22 protein-coding genes are annotated in these 24,201 nt (G+C 59.9%); 11 read left to right on the top strand and 11 right to left on the bottom strand.

Annotated features, from left to right (window positions below):
- Positions 1-125: 125 nt before the first annotated feature.
- The 4 genes from AB7M22_RS24390 to AB7M22_RS24375 all read left to right on the top strand — a co-directional run bounded on the left by AB7M22_RS24390 (position 126) and on the right by AB7M22_RS24375 (position 4,022).
- On the top strand, positions 126-758 hold the full coding sequence (locus AB7M22_RS24390) for a sarcosine oxidase subunit gamma (protein WP_007907568.1): 633 nt from the start codon (positions 126-128) through the stop codon (positions 756-758).
- Between the two features lie 142 nt (positions 759-900).
- Positions 901-1,758, top strand: a complete 858-nt coding sequence (gene purU / locus AB7M22_RS24385) for a formyltetrahydrofolate deformylase (protein WP_008008144.1) — start codon at positions 901-903, stop codon at positions 1,756-1,758.
- Positions 1,759-1,963: 205 nt separating this feature from the next.
- A complete protein-coding gene (fdhA, locus tag AB7M22_RS24380) occupies positions 1,964-3,163 on the top strand; it encodes a formaldehyde dehydrogenase, glutathione-independent (RefSeq protein ID WP_454188021.1) in 1,200 nt (399 codons plus the stop codon).
- Between the two features lie 238 nt (positions 3,164-3,401).
- Complete coding sequence (locus AB7M22_RS24375) at positions 3,402-4,022, top strand: DUF2780 domain-containing protein (RefSeq protein ID WP_454188020.1); 621 nt, start codon at positions 3,402-3,404, stop codon at positions 4,020-4,022.
- A gap of 1 nt (position 4,023) precedes the next feature.
- On the opposite strand, the gene AB7M22_RS24370 is transcribed toward AB7M22_RS24375, so the two are convergent.
- The gene (locus AB7M22_RS24370) at positions 4,024-4,908 is read right to left on the bottom strand and encodes an acyltransferase (protein WP_454188019.1); all 885 of its coding nucleotides are present in this window, start codon (positions 4,906-4,908) and stop codon (positions 4,024-4,026) included.
- A 312-nt stretch (positions 4,909-5,220) separates the two neighbouring features.
- On the opposite strand from AB7M22_RS24370, the gene rloA2 reads away from it, so the two are divergent.
- The 4 genes from rloA2 (at position 5,221) to creD (ending at position 9,386) form a co-directional block, all read left to right on the top strand.
- On the top strand, positions 5,221-5,727 hold the full coding sequence (gene rloA2 / locus AB7M22_RS24365) for a retropepsin-like aspartic peptidase RloA2 (protein WP_454188018.1): 507 nt from the start codon (positions 5,221-5,223) through the stop codon (positions 5,725-5,727).
- 59 nt (positions 5,728-5,786) lie between these two features.
- Positions 5,787-6,467 (top strand): two-component system response regulator CreB, encoded by a 681-nt coding sequence (gene creB, locus AB7M22_RS24360; protein WP_008008153.1) that lies wholly within the window; start codon positions 5,787-5,789, stop codon positions 6,465-6,467.
- Positions 6,467-7,885 (top strand): two-component system sensor histidine kinase CreC, encoded by a 1,419-nt coding sequence (gene creC / locus AB7M22_RS24355; protein WP_454188017.1) that lies wholly within the window; start codon positions 6,467-6,469, stop codon positions 7,883-7,885. The genes creB and creC overlap by 1 nt, the downstream gene beginning before the upstream one ends.
- Before the next feature lie 130 nt (positions 7,886-8,015).
- Positions 8,016-9,386, top strand: a complete 1,371-nt coding sequence (gene creD / locus AB7M22_RS24350; protein ID WP_454188016.1) for a cell envelope integrity protein CreD — start codon at positions 8,016-8,018, stop codon at positions 9,384-9,386.
- A gap of 213 nt (positions 9,387-9,599) precedes the next feature.
- Here the strand turns inward: creD and AB7M22_RS24345 are convergent, their stop codons facing one another.
- The 8 genes from AB7M22_RS24345 to AB7M22_RS24310 all read right to left on the bottom strand — a co-directional run bounded on the left by AB7M22_RS24345 (position 9,600) and on the right by AB7M22_RS24310 (position 18,739).
- On the bottom strand, positions 9,600-10,229 hold the full coding sequence (locus tag AB7M22_RS24345; protein ID WP_454188015.1) for a glutathione S-transferase: 630 nt from the start codon (positions 10,227-10,229) through the stop codon (positions 9,600-9,602).
- A gap of 82 nt (positions 10,230-10,311) precedes the next feature.
- Positions 10,312-10,491 carry a hypothetical protein gene (locus AB7M22_RS24340; protein ID WP_008008164.1) on the bottom strand — a complete coding sequence of 60 codons (180 nt, stop codon included), beginning with the start codon at positions 10,489-10,491 and terminating at the stop codon, positions 10,312-10,314.
- Complete coding sequence (locus AB7M22_RS24335) at positions 10,488-11,618, bottom strand: PepSY-associated TM helix domain-containing protein (protein ID WP_454188014.1); 1,131 nt, start codon at positions 11,616-11,618, stop codon at positions 10,488-10,490. Before AB7M22_RS24335 ends, AB7M22_RS24340 begins: the two co-directional genes overlap by 4 nt.
- 72 nt (positions 11,619-11,690) lie before the next feature.
- Positions 11,691-14,120 (bottom strand): TonB-dependent siderophore receptor, encoded by a 2,430-nt coding sequence (locus AB7M22_RS24330; protein WP_454188013.1) that lies wholly within the window; start codon positions 14,118-14,120, stop codon positions 11,691-11,693.
- 235 nt (positions 14,121-14,355) lie between these two features.
- A complete protein-coding gene (locus AB7M22_RS24325; protein ID WP_454188012.1) occupies positions 14,356-15,330 on the bottom strand; it encodes a FecR domain-containing protein in 975 nt (324 codons plus the stop codon).
- Positions 15,327-15,845, bottom strand: a complete 519-nt coding sequence (locus tag AB7M22_RS24320; RefSeq protein WP_454188011.1) for an RNA polymerase sigma factor — start codon at positions 15,843-15,845, stop codon at positions 15,327-15,329. Before AB7M22_RS24320 ends, AB7M22_RS24325 begins: the two co-directional genes overlap by 4 nt.
- Positions 15,846-16,094: 249 nt before the next feature.
- Complete coding sequence (locus AB7M22_RS24315; protein ID WP_454188010.1) at positions 16,095-16,802, bottom strand: 3'-5' exonuclease; 708 nt, start codon at positions 16,800-16,802, stop codon at positions 16,095-16,097.
- A complete protein-coding gene (locus AB7M22_RS24310; protein WP_454188009.1) occupies positions 16,799-18,739 on the bottom strand; it encodes a putative nucleotidyltransferase substrate binding domain-containing protein in 1,941 nt (646 codons plus the stop codon). Before AB7M22_RS24310 ends, AB7M22_RS24315 begins: the two co-directional genes overlap by 4 nt.
- Before the next feature lie 264 nt (positions 18,740-19,003).
- Between AB7M22_RS24310 and AB7M22_RS24305 the strand changes: the two genes are divergently transcribed.
- A complete protein-coding gene (locus tag AB7M22_RS24305) occupies positions 19,004-19,450 on the top strand; it encodes a response regulator (RefSeq protein WP_007904163.1) in 447 nt (148 codons plus the stop codon).
- 226 nt (positions 19,451-19,676) lie between these two features.
- Here AB7M22_RS24305 and AB7M22_RS24300 read toward each other — a convergent pair whose 3' ends face one another.
- Positions 19,677-21,854 carry a malate synthase G gene (locus AB7M22_RS24300; protein ID WP_454188008.1) on the bottom strand — a complete coding sequence of 726 codons (2,178 nt, stop codon included), beginning with the start codon at positions 21,852-21,854 and terminating at the stop codon, positions 19,677-19,679.
- Here AB7M22_RS24300 and AB7M22_RS24295 point away from each other — a divergent pair.
- Together AB7M22_RS24295 and AB7M22_RS24290 are read left to right on the top strand one after the other, a co-directional pair.
- Positions 21,837-22,103 carry a hypothetical protein gene (locus AB7M22_RS24295; RefSeq protein ID WP_131816009.1) on the top strand — a complete coding sequence of 89 codons (267 nt, stop codon included), beginning with the start codon at positions 21,837-21,839 and terminating at the stop codon, positions 22,101-22,103. The two genes, AB7M22_RS24300 and AB7M22_RS24295, sit on opposite strands and share 18 nt — an antisense overlap.
- Positions 22,104-22,448: 345 nt before the next feature.
- A complete protein-coding gene (locus AB7M22_RS24290; protein ID WP_454188007.1) occupies positions 22,449-22,967 on the top strand; it encodes a glycine cleavage system protein R in 519 nt (172 codons plus the stop codon).
- A gap of 214 nt (positions 22,968-23,181) precedes the next feature.
- Here AB7M22_RS24290 and rarD read toward each other — a convergent pair whose 3' ends face one another.
- Positions 23,182-24,069, bottom strand: a complete 888-nt coding sequence (rarD, locus tag AB7M22_RS24285; protein WP_454188006.1) for an EamA family transporter RarD — start codon at positions 24,067-24,069, stop codon at positions 23,182-23,184.
- Positions 24,070-24,201: the final 132 nt, after the last annotated feature.

Below are 24,201 nucleotides of genomic sequence, written 5' to 3'. Positions count from 1 at the left end.
CAGTACCTGTGGGAGCGTGGCTTGCCCGCGATGAACGATAACGCGGTGCCACAGGCAGACCGAGTTGCTCCCATCGCGGGCAAGCCACGCTCCCACAGGAATACGAATACAGGAACAGGTGCTTTATGACCGCAGCCAATGTTTACCAACAACGCCCAACCACCGGGGCCAAGGCCGAGTCGTCGCTGCATCATGCCGACCTCGCCAGCCTGGTGGGCAAGGGTCGCAAGAACGCCGGCGTGATCGTGCGTGAGAAAAAACTCCTCGGTCACCTGACCATCCGTGGCGATGGTCACGATGCCGCGTTCGCTGCCGGCGTACACAAGGCCCTCGGCCTGGAACTGCCAGCCGCGCTGACCGTGGTGATCAAAGGCGAAACCAGCCTGCAATGGATGGGGCCGGATGAATGGCTGCTGATCGTGCCGACCGGTGAAGAATTCGCTGCCGAGAAAAAACTTCGTGAAGCACTGGGCGACCTGCACATCCAGATCGTCAACGTCAGCGGCGGCCAGCAGATCCTCGAACTCAGCGGCCCGAACGTACGCCAGGTGCTGATGAAATCCACCAGCTATGACGTGCACCCCAACAGCTTCCCGGTGGGCAAGGCTGTCGGCACGGTGTTCGCCAAGTCGCAATTGATGATCCGCCACACCGCCGAAGACACCTGGGAACTGCTGATTCGCCGCAGCTTCTCGGATTACTGGTGGTTGTGGTTGCAGGATGCGGCGGCTGAGTACGGGCTTAGCGTCCAGGCTTGAGATTGCCTTCGCGGGCAAGCCTCGCTCCTACAATTGACCGTGTCGCCCCGTTATTTCATGGCCGACATCAATCCTGTAGGAGCGAGGCTTGCCCGCGATCAACCGCGAAGCGGTTGCCCATAACAACAGGAGTCACCGCACTATGAGCCGCGCACCAGACACATGGATTCTGACCGCCGACTGCCCCAGCGTCCTCGGCACCGTGGATGCGGTGACCCGCTTTCTGTTCGAGCAGGGCTGCTACGTCACCGAACACCATTCCTTCGATGACCGGCTCTCGGGCCGTTTCTTCATTCGCGTGGAGTTCCGTCAGCCTGATGGCTTCGACGAACAAGCCTTTCGCGCCGGTTTGGCGGAACGTGGTGACGCCTTCGGGATGGTCTTCGAACTGACCCCGCCGCACCACCGGCCAAAAGTGGTGATCATGGTTTCCAAGGCCGATCACTGCCTCAACGACTTGCTCTATCGCCAGCGCATCGGCCAGTTGTCGATGGACGTGGTCGCCGTGGTTTCCAACCACCCGGACCTCAAGCCGTTGGCCGACTGGCACCAGATTCCGTACTACCATTTTCCGCTGGACCCGAACGACAAGCCGTCCCAGGAGCGTCAGGTCTGGCAGGTTATCGAAGAGTCCGGTGCCGAACTGGTGATTCTTGCCCGTTACATGCAGGTTCTGTCGCCAGAGCTGTGCCGCAAACTCGATGGCAAGGCGATCAATATCCATCACTCTTTGCTGCCGGGTTTCAAGGGCGCCAAGCCGTATCACCAGGCCTACAACAAGGGCGTGAAACTGGTCGGCGCCACGGCGCATTACATCAACAACGACCTGGACGAAGGCCCGATCATCGCCCAGGGTGTGGAGGCTGTGGATCACAGTCATTACCCAGAAGATTTGATCGCCAAAGGGCGGGATATCGAAGGGCTGACACTGGCGCGGGCCGTTGGTTATCACATTGAACGACGGGTGTTTTTGAACGCCAATCGCACCGTTGTTCTTTAGATCGCCTTCGCGGGCAAGCCCGCTCCCACAGGGTTTTGTGTTGTTCACAGACCTTGTGTACACCCGATCTACTGTGGGAGCGGGCTTGCCCGCGATGGCGCCATAACAAACAACACAAGACACACAGGCAATAACCCGAGCAATCAACGCGCCGCCGCTCCATGGCGACGCGACCGCTACATAAAAACAACAGCGAGGTGAAAGCATGTCTGGCAATCGTGGTGTGGTGTATCTCGGCAATGGCAAGGTCGAAATACAGAAAATCGACTATCCCAAAATGCAGGACCCGCGCGGCAGGAAGATCGAGCACGGCGTCATCCTGCGCGTAGTGTCCACCAACATCTGTGGTTCCGATCAGCACATGGTGCGCGGGCGTACCACCGCTCAGACCGGTCTGGTGCTGGGCCACGAGATCACGGGTGAAGTGATCGAGAAGGGCAGCGGTGTCGAAAACCTGCAGATCGGCGACTTGGTGTCGGTTCCTTTCAACGTTGCCTGTGGCCGTTGCCGTTCGTGCAAAGAGCAACATACTGGCGTCTGCCTGAGCGTTAACCCGGCGCGTCCGGGCGGTGCCTATGGTTACGTCGACATGGGTGACTGGACCGGTGGCCAAGCCGAATACGCGTTTGTGCCGTATGCCGACTTCAACCTGCTGAAACTTCCAGATCGCGACCGGGCCATGGAAAAAATCCGTGACCTGACCTGTCTCTCCGACATCCTGCCCACTGGTTACCACGGCGCAGTGACTGCCGGCGTTGGCCCTGGCAGCACCGTGTACATCGCCGGCGCCGGCCCGGTTGGCCTGGCAGCTGCTGCTTCCGCTCGTCTGCTGGGTGCTGCGGTGGTGATCATCGGTGACGTCAACCCGATCCGCCTGGCCCATGCCAAGTCTCAGGGTTTCGAAATCGCCGACCTGTCGACAGACACCCCACTGCACGAACAAATCGCTGCACTGTTGGGCGAACCGGAAGTGGACTGCGCCGTCGATGCCGTAGGCTTCGAAGCTCGCGGTCACGGCCATGCCGGCGTGAAGCACGAGGCTCCGGCCACCGTGCTCAACTCGCTGATGGGCGTGGTTCGCGTGGCGGGCAAAATCGGTATCCCCGGCCTCTACGTCACTGAAGATCCGGGTGCTGTGGATGCGGCCGCGAAAATGGGCAGCCTGAGCATTCGCTTCGGTCTGGGCTGGGCCAAATCCCACAGCTTCCACACCGGCCAGACGCCAGTGATGAAGTACAACCGCCAGCTGATGCAGGCGATCATGTGGGACCGCATCAAGATTGCCGACATCGTGGGTGTTGAAGTCATCAGCCTGGATGACGCGCCACGTGGTTATGGCGAGTTCGATGCGGGCGTGCCGAAGAAGTTTGTGATCGATCCGCACAAGTTGTTCAGCGCGGCGTAAGGCTGGGAGCAAGACGGGAAGAAGGGCGACAGTGATGTCGCCCTTTTTTATGGGAGCTGTCCCGCGCTTTCAGGTTCTGTCGGGTTGTTCACAGGCCTGTTCGGCGGGAGCGGGCGTGCCATTCATCGTATGGGTTCGGGGTTCCACGACCGGGGGGGAACATGCCAGCAGATGCCCGGTCAAATCGGCAGTTTTGCTGCCCTGCCGGGTGGTTCTCATGGCACAAGAGGATGTCTGGATGAACGTTTCACGCGGTTTTGCGCTGGCATCGCTCATGGCTGTTGCTTCGTTGACGACGCTGGCCGCGAGCCCGGCCTTTGCACAGTTCAGCCTCAGCGATGCGGCCAATGCGGTTACGGCGATGCAGGGTAACGAGGACGATGACAGCGACGAGAGCGAAGATGCCGTGGCGGCGCTACCCAAGGCTGCCGGTTTGCTCACTTCCCTGGGGTCTCAGCTCAATGTCACGCCAGAACAGGCCATGGGTGGTGCCGGTGCGATGCTGGGGCTGGCCAGGAACCAACTCAGCGGCCAGGACTTCACCGAACTGAGCAAAAATGTGCCGGGCCTCGATCAGATCGCCGGCAACAGCGCCATCAGTGGCTTGAGCGGGCTGGGTGGGCTGGGCGGGCTGCTCGGCGGTGGTGTCGACAAGAACCCTTTGCTCAATGGTTTGCTGGGTAACGTCAAGGACACCAAGGACCTGAACAACGCGTTCAGTGCCCTGGGCATGGACACCGGCATGATCGGCATGTTTGCTCCGGTGATTCTGCAATACCTCGGTCAGCAAGGCGTCGCCGGTTCGCTGCTGCAAAACCTTGGCGGGATCTGGGGCACCGGCAACGGCATAGGTAGCTGAGTCAGCCCTCGGCGCGCAGTGCCTTGATGCGCCGGTCCTTCTCGATCCAGAGCTGGTTGACCCAGTTCTGGACGTGTTCGCGAAACACCGGATCGTTTTCGTAATCGCCTTGCCACAGCGCCGGGTCCAGTTCGCGTGTGTGGATGTCGATGATCACCCTCGGCACATTGCCGCTGATCAAATCCCAGAACCCTGGGATTTTCTGCTGTGGATACACCACCGTCACATCGAGAATGGCATCCAGCTGTTCGCCCATCGCCGCCAGCACAAAAGCCACGCCGCCAGCCTTGGGCTTGAGCAGGTGGGTGAAGGGTGACTGCTGCTGGGCGCTTTTCGTTGTGGTGTATCGAGTGCCTTCCAGATAATTGACCACCGTCACCGGCTGACTCTTGTACAACTCGCAGGCTTGTTTGGTGATCTCCAGGTCCTTGCCGGCCAGCTCCGGGTTCTTTGCCAGGAACGCCTTGGTGTAGCGCTTCATGAACGGATAGTCCAACGCCCACCAGGCCAAGCCCAGGAACGGCACCCAGATCAGTTCTTTCTTGAGGAAGAACTTGAAGAACGGCGTGCGCCGGTTAAGCGTCTGGATCAGCGCCGGAATATCGACCCAGGATTGATGGTTGCCGATCACCAGATATGAGGTGTCGCGGCGCAAATCATCGCCGCCGCGGATGTCCCATCGGGTGGGGATGCACAGTCGGAAGATCAGTTTGTCGATCTCGGCCCAGGTTTCGGCAATCCACATCACCGCCGCCGAGGCATCATCGCGAAAGCGCCCGGGCAAGAGCAGTTTCAGCAAGGCGAACACCATCAAAGGCCCGAACAGCACCAGGGTGTTAAGCAACAGCAGCAGGGTAACGAAACAGCCGGTGAGCAGGCGGCGCATAAGCAACTCTTGAAAGCGTTTGGGCGCGCCATGATAAGCAGCTTCAGGCGACAGGCCAAATCGGTGGTGACGAATGTTTCACGTTTGCGGCGGTATGCTTGAGCGAATTTGAATGGGGCAGGCTGTTGTATTGATTGATCTGGCCTCTTCGCGGGCAAGCCTCGCTCCTACAGAGTTCCTGTCATATGCACTATCGCGAACGACACGTATCTGTAGGAGCGAGGCTTGCCCGCGAAGCGATCTCAAGAACGAACGAATTCAAAGGCAGGGGTTCTAAAATCCCGCTGCCCACTCCTCAAGGAAGCCCATTACGTGAAATCTCTCCTTGCACTGCTTTCCCTCGTGGCCCTGCCGGTCCTGGCCGCTGAGCCGACCCTGTACGGGCGTTACGAATACATCGCGCTGCCGGAAATCGGCGGCGAAGTCCTCAAGGCCAAAATGGACACCGGCGCCCTGACCGCGTCCCTGTCGGCCAAAGACATCGAAACCTTCACCCGTGACGGCGACGAGTGGGTGCGTTTCCGCCTCGCCACCAAAGGCGCGAGCAACAAGGTCTACGAACACAAAATCGCGCGGATCAGCAAGATCAAGACCCGCTCCGAAGAAGACGAAGATGACAAGGACGCGATCGAGCCCACCAAGCGTCCGGTGGTCGATCTGGAACTGTGCCTGGGTAACGTAAAGCGCACCGTCGAAGTCAACCTCACCGACCGCAGCAGCTTCAATTACCCGTTGTTGATCGGCGCCAAAGCATTGCGTGAATTCGGTGCGGCGGTGAACCCGGCACGGCGTTTCACGGCAGACAAACCCGACTGCTGATTGACGGCGAATCAGCCTTGGGGCACCGTTCGCCCACTTAACTAGCGGGCTCGGACGCCATGCCTCATATCCTGATTGTCGAAGACGAAGCGGCGATTGCCGACACCCTGATTTTCGCCTTGCAGGGCGAGGGCTTCACCACCACGTGGTTGAGCCTTGGCGCAGCGGCGCTCGAGCATCAGCGCGCCACGCCGGCCGACCTGATCATCCTCGATATCGGCCTGCCAGACATCAGCGGCTTTGAGACCTGCAAGCAATTGCGGCGTTTCAGCGAAGTGCCGGTGATGTTCCTCAGCGCCCGTGATGCCGAAATCGACCGCGTGGTGGGCCTGGAGATCGGCGCCGACGACTACGTGGTCAAGCCGTTCAGCCCTCGGGAAGTGGCGGCGCGGGTCCGGGCGATTCTCAAGCGCATGGCGCCACGACCGGTGGCGGAGGTGGCTTCAGCGCTGTTTCGCATCGACAGCGAACGGGTGCAGATCAGCTATCGCAACCAGCCGCTGAGCCTGACTCGCCATGAGTTTCGTTTGCTGCAATGCCTGCTGGAACAACCTGAACGAGTTTTCAGCCGCGAGCAATTGCTCGATGCACTGGGTGTGGCCGCCGATGCCGGTTACGAGCGCAGCATCGACAGCCACATCAAGAGCGTGCGCGCCAAATTGCGCCAGGTGAAGGCTGACGCCGAGCCGATCCAGACTCATCGCGGCCTCGGTTACAGCTACAGCCCGGGGCACAGCTGATGTCACTGGGGATCCGGATTTTTCTGGTCTACGTGCTGTTCATCGGCCTGACCGGCTACTTTGTGCTCAACACCGTGATGGAAGAAATCCGCCCCGGCGTGCGCCAGTCCACCGAAGAAACCCTGGTCGACACCGCCAACCTGATGGCCGAGATCCTGCGGGACGACTTCAAGGCTGGCACCCTCAGCCAGAACCGCTGGCCCGAGTTGCTCAAGGCTTACGGTGAACGGCAACCGAAGGCGAAAATCTGGGGAATGCCGAAGAATCAGGTCAACCACCGGATTTACGTGACCGATGCCAAGGGCATCGTGGTGCTGGATTCCAGTGGCATCGCGGTAGGCCAGGACTACTCGCGCTGGAACGACGTCTACCTGACCCTGCGCGGCGAGTACGGTGCGCGTTCGACTCGCAGCAATCCAGATGATTCGAACTCGTCGGTGATGCACGTCGGTGCGCCGATTCGCGACAACGGTCAGATCATCGGCGTGGTGACGGTGGCCAAGCCCAACAGCTCGCTGCAGCCTTATGTTGATCGCACCGAGCGGCGATTGCTGATTTATGGCGCCGGGCTGATTGGCCTCGGTTTGCTGTTCGGTGCGCTGTTGTCGTGGTGGCTGAGCGCGGCGCTGCGGCGGTTGACGGCGTATGCCCAAGCCGTCAGCGAAGGCCGGCGGGTCGAGGTGCCGCATTATCGTGGCGGCGAGCTGGAACAACTGGCCACGGCGGTGGAGCAGATGCGCACCCAGCTCGAAGGCAAAGCCTACGTCGAGCGTTATGTACACACCCTGACCCATGAATTGAAAAGCCCGCTGGCGGCGATCCGTGGCGCGGCGGAGTTACTGCAAGGTGAGATGCCGCTGGCTCAGCAGCAGCGTTTCGTCAGCAACATCGACAGCGAAAGTGCGCGCATGCAGCAGTTGATCGAACGACTGTTGAACCTGGCGCAGGTGGAGCAACGCCAAGGGCTGGAAGAGCGGGTGGCCGTGCCGTTGGCGGGTTTGGTGGATGAACTGTTAAGCGCGCAGGCGGCACGAATCGAAGGCAAGCAGTTGCGTGTGGAACTGCAAATTGCGGCGGATCTGAACCTGCTCGGTGAGCCGTTTCTGTTACGTCAGGCGCTGGGCAATCTGCTGGAAAATGCCTTGGACTTCACCCCGACTCGCGGTGTGCTGCGCTTGCGCGCCGAACGAGTCGGTGAACAGATTGAGTTCAGGCTGTTCAACCAGGCCGAGGCGATTCCCGACTATGCATTGCCGCGCTTGAGCGAGCGCTTCTACTCACTACCGCGTCCGGACAGTGGGCGCAAAAGCACGGGGTTGGGGCTTAACTTCGTTGAAGAAGTGGTCAAGTTGCATGGCGGGGAGATGAGTGTCGGTAATGTCGATGGTGGGGTTGAAGTCAAATTGAGCCTGCCTTAGGACCGAGTCGCAGCCATCGCGAGCCTGCTCGCGATGGGGCGGGCCCAGTCTCCACAAAGTCTCCACATTCCCCCCATAAATCTCCCACACACCAACGCCAGACTTTCCCCATCCAAACAGGGAGAGTCCCATGAACCGTAGCCTGACCCTAAAACTCGGGGCGATTGGCCTTTTGATTCTGTTGCTGCTGATCCCGTTACTGATGATCAACGGCGTGATCCAGGAGCGGCAACAACTGCGCGACGGTGTGCTCGAAGACATCGCCCGCAGTTCCAGTTACAGCCAGCAATTGAGCGGCCCGCTGATGGTGGTGCCCTACCGCAAAACGGTACGCACCTGGAAAACCAACGAAAAAACCAACCAGCGTTACCAGGACGTCGGCGAGGAGCGCGGCAGATTGTATTTCCTGCCGGAGCGCTTCGAACTGGACGGCCAGGTCCAGACCGAACTGCGCGCCCGGGGTATCTACGAAGCACGACTGTTTCATGCCGACAACCGCATTAGCGGGCATTTCTCGGTCCCGGCGCAACTGGGCATCAAGGAGGACTTCGCCGACTACCGGTTTGACCAACCGTTCCTGGCCGTTGGCATCAGCGACATTCGCGGCATCGAGAATGCATTGAAACTCGAACTCAATGGCCAGAGCCTGGACTTTGTACCGGGTAGCCAAGTGCGCTGGTTGGGCGAGGGTGTGCACGTGACGCTGCCAGCGCTGGATACCAGGCAGGCCACGGAACTGGCCTTCGGTTTCGACTTGCGCCTGCAAGGCACCGGCCAGTTGCAGGTTCTCCCGGTGGGCAAGACCAGCAAGGTTTCACTGGCCGCCAATTGGCCTCATCCCAGCTTCATCGGTAACTACCTGCCGGCCCAGCGTGAAATCACCGATCAGGGTTTCACCGCCAATTGGCAGACCTCGTTTTTCTCCACCAACCTGCAAGAGGCGTTGAACAGTTGTGTGTCTGGCGGCCAGTGCGAGGCGTTCAGCGGTCGCAGCTTCGGCGTGAGTTTCATCGACCCGGTGGACCAGTACCTGAAAAGCGATCGGGCAATCAAATACGCGTTGCTGTTCATCGTCCTGACCTTCGCCGGTTTCTTCCTCTTCGAAGTGCTGAAAAGCCTGGCGGTACACCCGGTGCAATACGCGCTGGTGGGCGTGGCACTGGCGTTCTTCTACCTGTTGCTGTTGTCGCTGTCCGAACACATCGGCTTCGCCCTGGCGTATCTGCTGTCGGCGAGTGGCTGTGTGGCGTTGATCGGTTTCTATGTCTGCCATGTGCTGCGCAGCGTGCGTCACGGCTTGAGTTTTTCGGCGGGATTGGCGGCGTTGTATGGGTTGCTCTATGGCTTGTTGAGTGCCGAGGATTACGCGTTGTTGATGGGCTCGCTGCTGTTGTTCGGGCTACTGGGCGTGTTCATGGTGCTGACCCGCAAGCTGGACTGGTACGGGATCGGGCAGAAAACCGCGAAACCTCTGGACTTTGATATTGGAGCCGTGGAATGAGCCGGTCGTTGGGGTTGCGTGAGGATCAGCGGGTGGGCGAGGTGTTGGCGATGCGGATTGCGGGGTTGTTTCCGGTTGATTCGGTGTGGTGCCATCGCGAGCAGGCTCGCTCCCACATGAGAGCTGAGTTGCTGCACACAGGGTGTGAACAACACAAATCCCCTGTAGGAGCGAGGCTTGCCCGCGAAGACTGCAGACCAGTCACCGAAAGTTTCAGACCTTGGGCATCGTAGCAATCATCGAAGGCCGCTGACTCACCTCAAAATACCACTCTGCCAGCTTCGGATTCTCTTTGCGCCATTCCAGATCCGAATGGCGCAGATCCAGGTAACCCAAGGCACAGGCCACACTGATTGCCGCGACATCGAAATGACTGGTCAGCTCGGCAATCGCGTCGGCTTCCAGCAGGGCCAGGGCGCGACGAATCTTGTCGCGCTGACTGTCGAGCCATGCGTCCCAATGTTTTTCCGGGGCGCGCAGGGCCACTTCATAGCGAATCATCACCGCTGCGTCCATGATTCCGTCTGCCAGAGAAGCCAGCGTCATGCGCCGCCAGCGCGCCGAGCCTTCACGAGGAATCAGCGGATTGCCGACGTGCTGATAGTCGAGGTAATCGAGAATCACCCGGCTGTCATACAACACATTGCCGTCGGCCAGGCGTAGCGCCGGAATCTTGCCCAGCGGGTTGTCTTCGTTGAGCGCCGGATCCGGGCTGACCGGCGTGAGCTGGCTGGCTTGCAGCGCCACGCGGTTCGTTTGACCGGTTTCGTGCAGTAGCACCATGACTTTGCGAACGAAGGGCGACGCGGGGCTGTGGAACAAGGTCATGCTGGGAGCGGACATGGCAGCATCTCGATCGTGGGCAGTGTCGGCAGCATAGCGCGTTGACCCGATAGCTCAAGATGGCTTTAACCCTTGTAGGTTTTTAGCGGTGTTGCAGAAATCCGCGCATGGCGAGGAAGGCAGGGATCCCCAGCCCGAGCCAACTCAATGCGTCCCACACGCCATCGCCCAGCAACGCGGCAAACAGACCCGCGGCGCTGAGCAGGGCAATGACGGTGGGCGTGGCGAAGACCTTCCAGAAATTCGACTGTCTCGGTCTCATGCTGGGCTCTCCGCGTTTTCGAGTACCGGTTTTGCGACCTTGCGCCGCACCACCCACAAGTAAACCCCACTGCCGAGCACAATGATGGTCAGCACATCGAGGGTCGCCCAGAGGATTTTCATCGGCATGCCGCCGTAATCTCCGAAGTGCAGCGGCTGCGACATGCCCATGGCGTCCATGTACCACGGCCGTTCGGCCACCGCCGTGACTTGCAGGGTGCTGGCGTCGATCAACACCGGCGTCAGCAGGTGCGAAGTCAGTTGGGTGCTGCCTTTCATGAACACGGCGTAATGGTGTTCGCTGGAAAACCGCGTGCCGGGGAAGGCGATGAAGTCGGGCTGCATGCCCGGCGCGACGTCTTTGGCGATGTCGAGCAAGCGAGTTGCAGGCGCCAATTGAGTCAGCGGCGGCGCATCGCGGTAAGGCGCGATCATCGCGCTCAGGCTGTCGTTGCGCCACGCGGCGATCAGTAAGTCGGCGCAGGCGCTGATCACGCCGGTCACGCCGACCACCAAGGCCCAAGTCAGCGTCACCACGCCGATCAGGTTATGCAGGTCGAGCCAACGCAGGCGGGTGGATTTGTCGTGGCGCACGGTGGCGAACTTCAAGCGCCGCATGAACGGCAGGTACAGCACCGTTCCGGAGATGATCGCCAGCACAAACAGAATCCCCATGAACGCCAGCAGCAACTTGCCCGGCAGGCCGGCGAACATGTCTACGTGCAAGCGCAACATGACCATCATCAACCCGCCATTGGCCGATGGCATTTCCAATGCTTCGCCGGTGCGAGCGTCGAGCATGAAGGTGTGGGACGAGTTCGGCTCGGTGCCAGCAGTGGGCGCCATGATCGCGATGAGGCCGTTGGGGTCTTCGTCGTCGTAGCCGAAATACTGCATGACCTCGCCGGGACGATGCTTTTCAGCCGCGTGCACCAACTGCTGCAAATCCAGCTGAGGGGTATCGGCCGGCATCGATTTCAACTCGGCGGCATCGCCCAGCAGATGGTCGATCTCGTGGTGGAAGATCAACGGCAGGCCGGTGAGGGCCAACATCAACAGGAATATTGTGCAGATCAGGCTGGTCCAGGTGTGAATGCAGGACCAGCGGCGGATGGTTTTGCTTTTCATTTCATGGCCTTCAGAAAGACCAAAGCCGTCCTCGAAGGACGGCCTGGTCGTGGCGCGTGTCAGTTCAGGCGATTACCACTTGTACGTCGCACTGGCGACGACGCTGCGTTGGTCGCCGTAGTAGCAGTAGAAGCTGTCGCAAGTGGAGATGTAATCCTTGTCGAACAGGTTGGTGGCATTGAGTGCCAGTGATGCACCTTTCAGACTGTTATCCAGACGGCCCAAGTCGTAATGGACCGCTGCGTCGAACACCGTGTAGGCATCAGCCTTGCCCAGCCAGGTGTTGCCCTGGTCGCCATAAGTATTGCCGGTGTAGCGTGCGCCGGCACCGATACCGAAACCATCCAGCACACCGTTGTGCCAGGTGTAATCGGCCCACAGCGAGGCTTGCTGGTTAGGCATCAGTTGCAGGCGATTGCCCTTGAAGTCACCCTTTTGTACTTCGGACTTGGCCAGGGTGTAGGCGGCGATGACTTTCAGGTTGTCGGTGACGTCGGAAACGGCTTCCAGCTCCAGGCCTTTGACCTTCACTTCGCCGGTCTGGCTGGTAATCGAGACGTTGTTCGAGTTGGTCGTGGGGACGGAGACGTTTTTCTGGGTCAGGTCATAGACCGCAGCCGTCAGCAGGGTGTTGCTGCCCGGCGGTTGGTACTTGATGCCCAGCTCCCACTGCTTGCCTTCAGTCGGCTTGAACGAATCGGTCGGCGATGCCGTGGCTTTGCTGGTCGGCTGGAACGACTCGGCGTAGGACAGGTAGGGCACTAGACCTGAGTCGAACACATAGCTGATCGCTGCGTTGCCGCTGAATTTCTTGTCCCGTTCGGTGTTGGTGGCATCACCCTTGTTGAAGAATTTGGTGCCCGTGTGGATCCAGTCCTCACGACCGCCGAGAGTCAGACGCCATTGATCGAGGGCCATTTGGTCCTGGACGTACAAACCGGTCTGGTAGGTCTTCTGGTCATAGTCATAGAACGCCGTCGAGCGTGACGGGCGAACGATTGGCTGGCCATAGATCGGGTTGTTGACGTTGGTGGTCAGACCGTCACCGAAGATCGAGGTGTAGTTGGTATTGGTGCGCTGGTGATCGAGGCCGATCAGCAGGGTGTGGCGGATGTCGCCGGTCGCGAAGTCGCCCTGAAAGTTGTTGTCCACGGCGAACTGGCTGATGTCCTCGTCGACACTGGTGCTCGAACGACCCACGTTGCCCTGGGCGTCGACCTGAGTGAACGGGTAGGCGCCCGGCGTGAGGGCCTGGAAAGACAGGTCCGACTTGGTGTACCGCAGGTTTTGCTTGAACTGCCAGACATCGTTCAAACGATGTTCAAAGGCGTAGCCCAGCGCGTAATAGGTGCGGTCGTAGTATTCCCAGTCCGGGTCACCGAGGTTTTTGTGATGGGAGATATTGCCGAGCGGCGAATGGATCTTCGTGCCTTGCACTGGCAGGAACTGGCTGGTGATGCCTGTGTCGTCGCGGGTAAATTGCGTCAGCAGCGTGAACTTGGTGTCAGGGTCGATGTTCCAGGTCAGGCTCGGTGCGATGTTGTAGCGTTTGTTGTCGATGTGATCGACCTGTGTGCCGCTGTCGCGCAATACACCGCTCAGACCATAGGTAAACCGACCTTCGTCATCGATCTTGCCGGTGCTGGCGAAGCTGATTTGACGATGGTTGTCGCTGCCGTATTGCAGCTGGATTTCATTGCTCGACTCGGCGCTGGGACGGCGGCTGACCATGTCCAGCAGGCCGCCCGGCGGGGTCTGGCCGTAAACCGAAGAGGCCGGGCCGCGCAACAGGGCGAGGCGATCAAGGTTCCAGGTTTCCTGTTTCGGATTGGCGTACACGCCTTTTGGCAGTGGCAGGCCATCGAGGAATTGCGTCGGTTCGAAACCGCGCACGAGCAACCAGTCGGCGCGGGTGTCGCTGCCGTAGCTGCTGGCGACGATGCCGGGCATGTAGCGCACGGCGTCATCGATGTTTTGCACACCGCGATCTTCCATTTGCTGGCGGGTGGCGACGGAAATCGAACGCGGCGCTTCGACCAGTGCGGTGTCGGTCTTGGTGCCTGCGGTGGTGCGCGTGGCCACGTAACCTTCGACCGGACTCCAGGCAGTTTCCGCATTTTCCAGGCCAATGACGGCGGTTTCCGGCAAGGCCATCACGCCCTCGGGCACGGCCACCAGGCTGTAGGTGCCGGCGCTGCTCTGTTCCAGTTGCAGGCCGGTGCCGCGCAAGGCTTCCCGCAGGGCGCCGGTGGCGTCGAACTGGCCCTTCACCGGCGCCGAAGTCTTGCCCGCCGCCAGCGATGGATTCAACGACAGCGCCAGGCCGGCCTGGCTGGCAATCTGATTCAGGGTGCTGGCCAATGGCGCAGCCGGCAGGTTGTAGGCGCGAACGCTGGACGCCTGTTCAGCGGCGATCAGTTGGCTGCTGGCCAGAGGGGCGCAAAGGGCAATGGCGACCGCCAGCAAACGGGGGCGCAACACGGTGTCTAGCGAACGGGACATACAGCGGCTCCTGAATGGAAATATTTCTCAATTGCCTAGGTGCCGGACGAGAATTCAAAAGTGATAGGGGTGGATGAAAATAATTTCTATTCATCAATCGCAGTGACGCTGACGGCCTCTTCGCGGGCAAGCCACGCTCCCACAGGTTTTGTGTCGAGCGGGAATTCTGTGAACGGCACAAAACCTGTAGGAGCGAGGCTTGCCCGCGAAGGCGGCGGATCAGGCGCAGCGCCTTTTAGGGCTTGGCCTCAGTCTTCGCCGCCACCGTTACCCACCATGGCGTGTGCTGTTCGATCTGCACCGGCAGGGTCGGTAAAAGCGCACTCAGCGCCTTGTCGGTATCGTTCAAGGGGAAGCTGCCAGTGATGCGCAGGTCGGCGACCTCTGGCATGACACCAAGATGCCCACGACGATGGCGGCCGAGCTCGTGGACCAGATCCTCCAATCGCGCGTTGTCCACCACCAGCATGCCGCGGGTCCAGGCATCGGCGCCGAGGTTAAGGGTGATGATGGGGCCCAGGCCATTGCTGCGCATCAGCACTTGCTGGCCTTCGCGCAGGATCTGTTCCTCGGGGCTCGATTCGGGATGGGCGGCTACCGCTGATTTCAACACGCTCAGGCGCGTGCCTTCATCTTCACGCTTGACCAGGAAGCGTGTCCCCAGTGCTCGCATGCTGCCTTCGCGAGTTTCGACGATAAACGGCCGGGCATCGCCATGGCCGGTTTCGACGAGGATTTCCCCTTCCTGAAGGACGATCAGCCGCTGCTTCTCATCGAAACGCACATCCACTGCGCTATGGGTGTTGAGGTTGATCTGCGTGCCGTCGGTCAGGCGCAGGGTGCGCTGCTCGCCGGTGGCGGTGCGCTGGTCGGCCAGCCAATAGTCGATGGGCAGATAACGATCACCGGCGAACAGCGCCAGGCCGATCACCGCGACGACGCTGGCCAGACCGCTGCCGAGCTTGCGCACCCGTCGCCGGATGCTTTCGCGCGATTGCAGCAGGGCAGTGCGGGCCGGGCCATTGGCGACGCTGAAACGCTGGTCGAGCATGCCCAACTGACGCCACGCCCGAGCATGTTCTTCGTGGGCGGCGTGCCATTTGGCAAACTCTTCGCGCTCGACCGCGTTGCCGGAATCCAGCGACAGTTGCCAGGCAATCGCGGCATCCAGCACTTGTGCTGACACGGGTTCGGAGCTGACCGGGCTCATACCGGCTCACCGTACAACGCGATGTAGCACTGACGAATGCCCTGGGCCAGGTACTGACGAACCCGCGGCACCGACACCCCCAGACGCTCGGCGATTTCTGCGTGGCCGAGACCATCGAGACGGTTATAGAGAAACGCCGCCCGGGCCTTGCTCGAGAGCTTGCCCAGCAGGCGATCGATGGCTTTGAGGTCTTCGAGGATCAGTTGCTGTTCTTCCACCGAGGGTTGTTCGCCTTCGGGGATCAGCATCAACTCGCTAAGGTAGGCCTGTTCCAGCGCGGCGCGACGGAAATAGTCGAACAGCAAGCCCTTGGCGATCGCCACCAGAAACGCCCGGGGTTCGCGAGGCGCCTGCAGTTCATCACGGCCCAGCAAGCGCACGAACGTGTCCTGGCTCAGGTCTTCGGCCCGTTGCGGGCAGGCCACGTTGCGCCGTAGCCAGGCCAATAGCCAACCGCGATGGTCGCGATACAACGCACCAACGAGCTCACTGTGAGGGCTTTGGACTGACGACACGCAACATCACCGAATGGGAAGTGTTAAGTAACGAGAATTGTTCGCGATTGTGGCAGAGGCGGGGGAGGTAAGCAATTGGCGCTGGTCGGGTGGTTTTGGCGGGGGGGTATTCCAGTCAGACCGAGTTATCGTTCATCGCGGGCAAGCCACGCTCCCACAGGTTTTTCGTCGTCCGCCGATTTCGCAAACGGCACAAAACCTGTGGGAGCGTGGCTTGCCCGCGATGGGGCCCGAACAGTCACCGAAGATCTAGAAAGACGGCGCTTGCCGCCGCCGCTTCCACTGACTCAGCCGCTGCTGCAAATTCAACGGGCTATGAATCTGCTGCTGTCGCGCCCGGCTGAACAAAATCAGCACCAATTCCGCCGTCGCCAAGGCATCGGCACTGGCGTTGTGCCGTTCGAAAACCTGCAGCTTGAACCAGTCGATCCACTCGTCCAGCCCGGCTTCACGAAAGTGTGCCTGTGGGCACAGCAGTGGCGCGATGTCGGCCACGTCCAGAAACGGATGCTGCAACTTGTAGCCCAGATGTTCTTTCAGCGCCCGCCCCAGCATGTGCTGGTCGAATGGCGCATGAAAGGCCAGCACCGGACTGTCGCCGACGAACTCCATGAACTCGAGCAAGGCTTGCGCGGGGTCGCTGCCGGCGGCGATGGCGCTCGGGCCCAGACCGTGAATCAACACGCTGGGACCGAGTTTGAGTTCGGTGCATTGCAGCGTGCGTTCGAATTGCTGGCTGAAATCGATCGCCCCGTCCTCGATCACCACCGCGCCGATGGACAACAGCCGATCCTTATTCAGGTTCAGCCCGGTGGTTTCCAGGTCGAGTACCACCCAGCGTTGCTCGCGCAGGCTGCAATCACCCAGCTCGGCCACGGCCGGCAAGTGCTCCAGACGTTGTTGCAGTTCACCCGGCAAAATGGGGCTGACCGGGCGCAGCCATGAAAACAGGCTCATAGCTGATACCGCAGGGTCAGGCTGCTTTGCAGGCGTTGCGCCTGGCGCAGGGATTCACGCAGGATGCGGCGGTCCAGATGATTGAGGCTGTCGGGATCGACACGGTTGGAGTAGGGCAAATTCTCTCGGGTCTGTAGCTGATGTTGCTGCATGCGGGTTTGCTGGATGAAGTGATAGGCCTCTTCATAGGCAGCACCATCCAATTTCTCGATGACCTCTTTTTCCACCAATTGGCGAAAGCGCTCCAAGGTATTGTTCGCGTCGATACCGTGGGCCAAGGCCAGTACTCGAGCGCCATCGACGAACGGGGTCAAGCCCTGGAGTTTCAGATCGAGGGTGGCTTTCTCGCCATTCTTGCGCGCCAGCACGAATTCGCGGAAACGGCCTACGGGCGGACGGTTGCGCAGGGCGTTTTCGGCCATCATGCGTTGGAACAAGCGGTTGTCGCCGACCTGATCGAGGATGCCCTGGCGCAGCTGCTCGCAGCCTCGCTCGTCACCCCAGACCACGCGCAGGTCGAAATAGATGCTCGACCCCAAGAGGTTTTCCGGTGTCGCCTCACGGATAAACGCCGCAAAGCGTCGCGCCCATTCGGCCCGGGACAAACACAGCTCGGGGTTGCCGGCCATGATGTTGCCCTTGCACAGGGTGAAGCCGCACAGCGCCAGGTTCTGATTGATCTGCTGGGCAATGGGCAGCAACTTGCCGCGAATCTCGGCGGCGTGCGCCGCGTCGCGGGCTTCGAACAGAATGCCGTTGTCCTGATCAGTGTGCAGCGTCTGCTCGCGGCGGCCTTCGCTGCCGAAACACAGCCAACTGAACGGCACGCCGGGGTCACCCTTTTCTGCGAGCACCAGTTCGATCACCCGGCACACGGTGTGGTCGTTGAGCAGGGTGATGATGTGGGTGATCTGGGTCGAGGATGCTCCGTGCGCCAGCATCCGCTCCACCAATTGGCCGATCTCGCCGCGCATCGCCACCAGGTTTTCCAGCTTCTGGGCACTGCGAATAGTCCGCGCCAGATGCACCAGATCGACCCGTTGCAGGGAAAACAAGTCGCGTTCCGAGACCACGCCGCACAGGCGCTGGTCCTTGACCAGGCAGACGTGGGCGATATGCCGCTCGGTCATGGCAATCGCGGCGTCGAAGGCACTGTGGTCCGGCGTCAGGTAAAACGGCGCCCGGGTCATATGCCCTTCGATGGCTTCATCGAAGTCGCTGGTGCCGTTGGCCACCACATGTCTCAAGTCGCGCAGGGTGAAAATGCCCAGGGGCGCCTTTTGCTCATCGACCACTACGATGCTGCCGACTTGCTGATCGTGCATCAGCGTCACGGCTTCACGCAGGGGGGTGATCGGGGTGCAGGTCACCGGGTGACGCATGGCCAGTTCACCCAGCCGGGTATTGAGGGAGTACTGGGTGCCGAGGGTTTCCACGGCTTTTTGCTGAACTTGTTGATTGACCTGATCCAGTAAACTGCTGACACCGCGTAGGGAAAAGTCGCGAAACGGACTGGAAAGTGCGAACAGTTTGATGAACGCCAGCTTATTCAGCTGTAGGCAGAAGGTATCTTCGGCCGCCAGGTGTTCGGTGCGAGTCGCCCGTTCCCCCAGTAGCGCGGCGAGGGGGAAACATTCGCCGGTGGTGATTTCGAAGGTGGTTTCGGTCCCGCCCTTGGCCGTGTGCGGACGTTCGCCCACGACCCGGCCCTGTTTGACGATGTAGAAATGCTCAACCGGGCCATCGGCAGGTTTGATGATGCTTTCGCCGGGGGCATAGAAACGTAGCTGACATTGCTCGACCAGATAGGCCAAGTGGGCGTTTTCCATCTGATTGAACGGCGGGAAGCGCTGTAGGAATTGCAAAGTGCCCTGGATGTTCTGCAACACCGCGGTTTTCCCTGCCTGGGTGAAGGCGTCCGCTTTACTCATAACCATTACCGCAGTCTTTTTCTGATTGTTGTGTCGGATCGATGTGTTAGATCGTTACAGGCATGGTCGGCCCCTAAGAGCAGGGTGCCCATTGGACGTAAGTCTAGGTAGGCAGTGCCACCGTCGGAATATGGGAAATGTCTGACACAACTGAGGGAAAAACCTCCTACATTGTCTATTGGAAAAGTTTCCGACGAAGTGCACATTGAAGTCTGCTGAGCGATGTCTGACCACTGTGTCAGGGATCGAATCGAAAACGTTGAGAAAACCATGTCCGACCACGATATTTTGAGTGATGCCGAGCGCGAAGCGCTCAGTGCCGTTATGTTGGAACCAGACTTGCCGCCGCAGCGGGTGCTGATCGTCGATGACGATAAGGACTCCAGGGAATTGCTGTCGGAAATTCTGGGGCTGGACGGCATTCACTGCATGATGGCGGCCAGTGGCGAAACAGCGCTCAAATTGCTGGAGACGAAGTCATCAATCGGGTTGGTGATTACCGACCTGCGGATGGGGCACGTCGATGGTCTGGAACTGATCCGTCAGGTGCGGGAGTCGGCTCGTGCGGCATTGCCGATCATCATCGTCTCCGGCGACGCCGACGTGAAGGATGCGATCGAAGCCATGCACTTGCACGTAGTGGACTTTCTGCTCAAGCCCATCGATAGCGGCAAACTGCTTGAATTGGTCAAGCATGAGCTGGGGATGGATGTGTAGCGGCTCTCAGTTGCGGCGAGGGGCTGTTGTGGCAAGGGGCTGTTGTGGCGAGGGGGCTTGCCCCCGTTCGGCTGCGCAGCAGTCGTAGATTCTCACTGAAAAAATGCATGGGGGCCGCTTCGCAGCCCAACGGGGGCAAGCCCCCTCGCCACAGGAATAGCATGCACAAATGAAAAAGCCCTGATCTCTCGATCAGGGCTTTTTCATGTCCGACATCAGCGTTTACTCAAAGGCCATTGGCAGCCTTGAACTCGCGACGACGACGGTGCAGAACCGGCTCGGTGTAGCCGTTCGGCTGTTTGGTGCCTTCGACCACCAGTTCGACCGCCGCCTGGAAGGCGATGTTGCTGTCGAAGTTCGGTGCCAGCGGACGGTACAGCGGGTCGCTGGCGTTCTGACGGTCAACCACCGGCGCCATGCGCTTGAGGCTTTCCATCACCTGATCTTCAGTGACAATGCCGTGGCGCAGCCAGTTGGCGATGTGCTGGCTGGAAATACGCAGCGTCGCACGGTCTTCCATCAGGCCGACGTCATTGATATCCGGCACTTTCGAGCAGCCCACGCCCTGGTCGATCCAGCGCACCACGTAACCGAGAATGCCCTGGGCGTTGTTGTCCAGTTCGTTCTTGATCTGCTCCGCGGTCCAGTCTGGGTTGACAGCCAACGGGATGGTCAGGATGTCGTCCACCGAAGCGCGTGCGCGTTTGGCCAGTTCGGCCTGACGAGCGAACACGTCGACCTTGTGGTAATGCAGCGCGTGCAACGCGGCGGCGGTCGGCGATGGAACCCAGGCGGTGTTGGCACCCGCCAGCGGATGAGCGATTTTCTGCTCGAGCATCGCTGCCATCAGGTCCGGCATGGCCCACATGCCTTTACCGATCTGGGCGCGACCTTGCAGGCCGGTGCTCAGGCCGATGTCGACGTTCCAGTTCTCGTAGGCGCTGATCCACTTCTCGGCCTTCATGTCCGCTTTGCGCACCATCGGGCCGGCTTCCATGGAGGTGTGGATTTCGTCGCCCGTGCGGTCGAGGAAGCCCGTGTTGATGAACACCACGCGCTCGGCGGCAGCCTTGATGCAGGCCTTGAGGTTGACCGTGGTACGGCGTTCCTCGTCCATGATCCCGACTTTGAGGGTGTTGCGCGGCAAATCGAGGACGTTTTCGATACGACCGAACAGCTCGTTGGTGAACGCAGCTTCTTCCGGGCCGTGCATCTTCGGCTTCACGATATAGACCGAGCCGGTGCGGCTGTTCTTGCGCGAGCTATTGCCGTTGAGGCTATGAATCGCCGCGAGGCAAGTCACCAGACCGTCGAGAATACCTTCCGGTACTTCGTTGCCGTCTTTATCGAGGATCGCGTCGATGGTCATCAGGTGACCGACGTTGCGCACGAACAACAGCGAGCGACCGTGCAGGCTCAGTTCGCTGCCATCGAGGGCGGTATAGGTGCGATCGGCGTTCATGGTGCGGGTAAAGGTCTGACCGCCCTTGGAGACTTCTTCCGACAGATCGCCCTTCATCAAGCCGAGCCAGTTGCGGTAGATCACCACTTTGTCATCGGCATCGACTGCGGCGACCGAGTCTTCGCAGTCCATGATGGTGGTCAGCGCGGCTTCCATCAGGATGTCTTTGACGCCGGCCGCATCGGTCTGGCCGACCGGGGTGCTGGCGTCGATCTGGATTTCGAAGTGCAGGCCGTTGTTCTTCAGCAGGATCGCGGTTGGAGCCGCTGTATCGCCGTGGAAACCGATCAGTTGCGCATCATCGCGCAGGCCTGTGTTGCTACCGCCTTTAAGGGCGACGACCAGTTTGCCGTCAACGATTTTATAGCCGGTGGAATCGACGTGAGTGCCGGCAGCCAATGGCGCCGCTTCGTCGAGGAAGGCACGGGCGAAGGCGATGACCTTGTCGCCGCGAACCTTGTTGTAGCCTTTGCCTTTTTCCGCGCCGTCCGCTTCGCTGATGGCGTCGGTGCCATAGAGCGCGTCATACAGCGAACCCCAGCGGGCGTTCGAGGCGTTGAGCGCGAAGCGTGCATTCATCACCGGCACCACGAGCTGTGGACCGGCCATGCGGGCGATTTCGTCATCGACGTTTTGTGTCGTTGCCTGGAAATCAGCCGCTTCTGGCAGCAGATAACCGATGTCTTGCAGGAAGGCTTTGTAGGCCACCGCATCGTGCGCAACACCTGCACGAGCCTGGTGCCAGGCATCGATACGAGCCTGGAAATCATCGCGTTTGGCGAGTAGGGCTTTGTTCTTCGGCGCCAGGTCATGGATGACCTTGTCGGCACCGGCCCAGAACTTATCGGCGGTGAGGCCGGTACCGGGAATGGCTTCGTTGTTCACGAAGTCGAACAGGACTTTGGCGACCTGCAGGCCACCGACTTGAACGTGTTCAGTCATTGCTTGCCTCACTCTGCTCAGCTATTTCGCTTTTCAGCTCTTCAATTTAACAATGAAGCCTCTGGCCATTTAAACCACAAACCCATCTACCAGTACATGCCATTGCTGGCGGCTGGGTTCGATCCGATCAACGGCTTTGCGGCCTTGCTGACAGGGCTTTCAGGGGTTGCGACGGCACCTGCGGCAGACATCGATCCAGCGTTATGTAGTGCGCGCTGCGGCATACTACATGATGAATTGCGGTTGTGAAAATTAGACTAATTACGTCGTTCTGCGACCCCATGACGCATTGCAGTCATGTCGGGGAACGGGATGTTCTCAAAAAACTATTGGATTGTTCCAGTTAAATATAAAAACTTGTACACGATTTATGGTTCGGCAGGATTATTGGTGGTGCCCCATTCGCGGGCAAGCCTCGCTCCCACAGGGTTGGGGTAATCCACGATTATGGGAACGACGTGGACCTGTAGGCGCGAGGCTTGCCCGCGAAAGGGCCGGTCGATTCAACACACAATCGAATCTACTCCAGGCACCCATCAACCCTTGCCTATACTTGTTTTTCTATAATAAAAGTCATGACCAGAGGGCTGCGCCATGGACCATCTCGTACTCACTGTAATTGCTCCAGACAAGCCCGGGCAGGTCGAGCGCATTGCTCAATGCATTGCCGAGCACGGCGGTAACTGGCTGGAGAGCCGCATGTCGCGCATGGCCGGACAGTTCGCGGGGATTCTTCGGGTGGGTGTGCCGGCCGAGGCCTACGACGAACTGGTAGACGCCCTACAGGGAATGTCGGCCCAGGGTATCCGCGTGCTGATCGCCGAAAGCGGCATTGAACAATCCTGCACCTGGAAGCCGATTGCCATGGAACTGGTGGGCAATGATCGGCCGGGCATTGTTCGAGACATTACGCGTTTGCTGAGCGAACAGGGCGTGAACCTGGAAAGTCTGGTGACCGAAGTACGCCCGGCGCCGATGAGCAGCGAGCCGCTGTTCCATGCCGAGGCGATTCTCGCGGTGCCACTGACCTTGTCGCTGGAGGTGCTGCAATCACGCCTGGAAACCCTGGCGGACGATCTGATGGTCGAATTGGTGCTGCGCAGCGAACCCTGAAAGGTTATCCAAGTTATACGTGCACCTGCCTGTGGATAACCTGTAGAGACACCTCGCCAGGCCACGTCGGCCGGTGCTCTTCAGGATCTGATCAAAAAACCAGCAGTTTCAGTGACTTGCGCACAAACGCCGGGGATCACACTGTGGATAACCTTGGGAAGGATGGATGCAGGCCACGGGATACGTGGCCTGTAGAGGTTTGTGCGTTTTCTGATCAGCTGCGGCGGCGCAGACTTATCCACGCATCGACGCTGTAAACCGCCAGACCGGCCCAGATAAAGATGAACGCCACCAGCGTGCTGGACGACAAGTGCTCGCCAAACAGCAGAACGGCTTGCAACAACACCAGTGTCGGCGCCAGGTACTGGAGAAATCCGAGGGTGGTGTAGGGCAAGTGCCGGGCGGCGGCGTTGAAACATACCAGCGGCACCAGCGTCACTGGACCTGCCGCCACCAGCCACCAGGCTTCAGAGGTGGTCCAGAATTCGGCTTGCGCGCTGGTCGCCGTCGGATTGAACAGCAACCAGGCGACAGCAATCGGCACCAGCATCCAGGTTTCCACCACCAGCCCCGGCAGCGCCTTGACCGGGGCCTGCTTGCGGATCAGTCCGTAGAAGCCGAAGGTCAATGCCAGTACCAGCGACACCCACGGCAGACTGCCGACTTGCCACACTTGCTGCGCAACACCGACCGCCGCCAGGCCAACCGCCAGCCATTGCATGCGCCGAAGCCGTTCGCCGAGGATCAGCATTCCCAACAGCACGTTTACCAGCGGGTTGATGTAGTAACCGAGGCTGGCTTCGAGCATGCGACCGTTGTTCACCGACCAGACGTAGGTCAGCCAGTTGGCGGCGATCAACGTGCCGCTCAGGGCCAGGATTGCCAGCCGTCGCGGGTTCTCACGCAGTTCGCGCCACCAGCCGGGATGTTTCCAGACGAGCAGCAGCAAAGCGCCGAACAGCGCAGACCAAAGCACTCGGTGGATGATGATTTCCACGGCGGGCACGTTGGCGATGGCTTTGAAGTAGAGCGGGAACAGGCCCCAGATGATGTAGGCACTCAGGCCCAGGATGTACCCGCGACGCGGGTTGGCGGCTTGCATGAGAATCCTTGCTTAGGCAGCTAACAAAGAGGGGATTGTATAGATGTGTTTGATTTTTTGTAGGAGCGAGGCTTGCCCGCGAACAACGATGACGCGGTCTGCCTGACGTACCGCGTCATCGTTGTTCGCGGG

The organism is Pseudomonas sp. ADAK2 TE3594 (assembly GCF_053628675.1).
The sequence above is the reverse complement of the archived record's forward strand: the minus strand, read 5'-3'. Positions and strand labels throughout refer to the sequence as shown.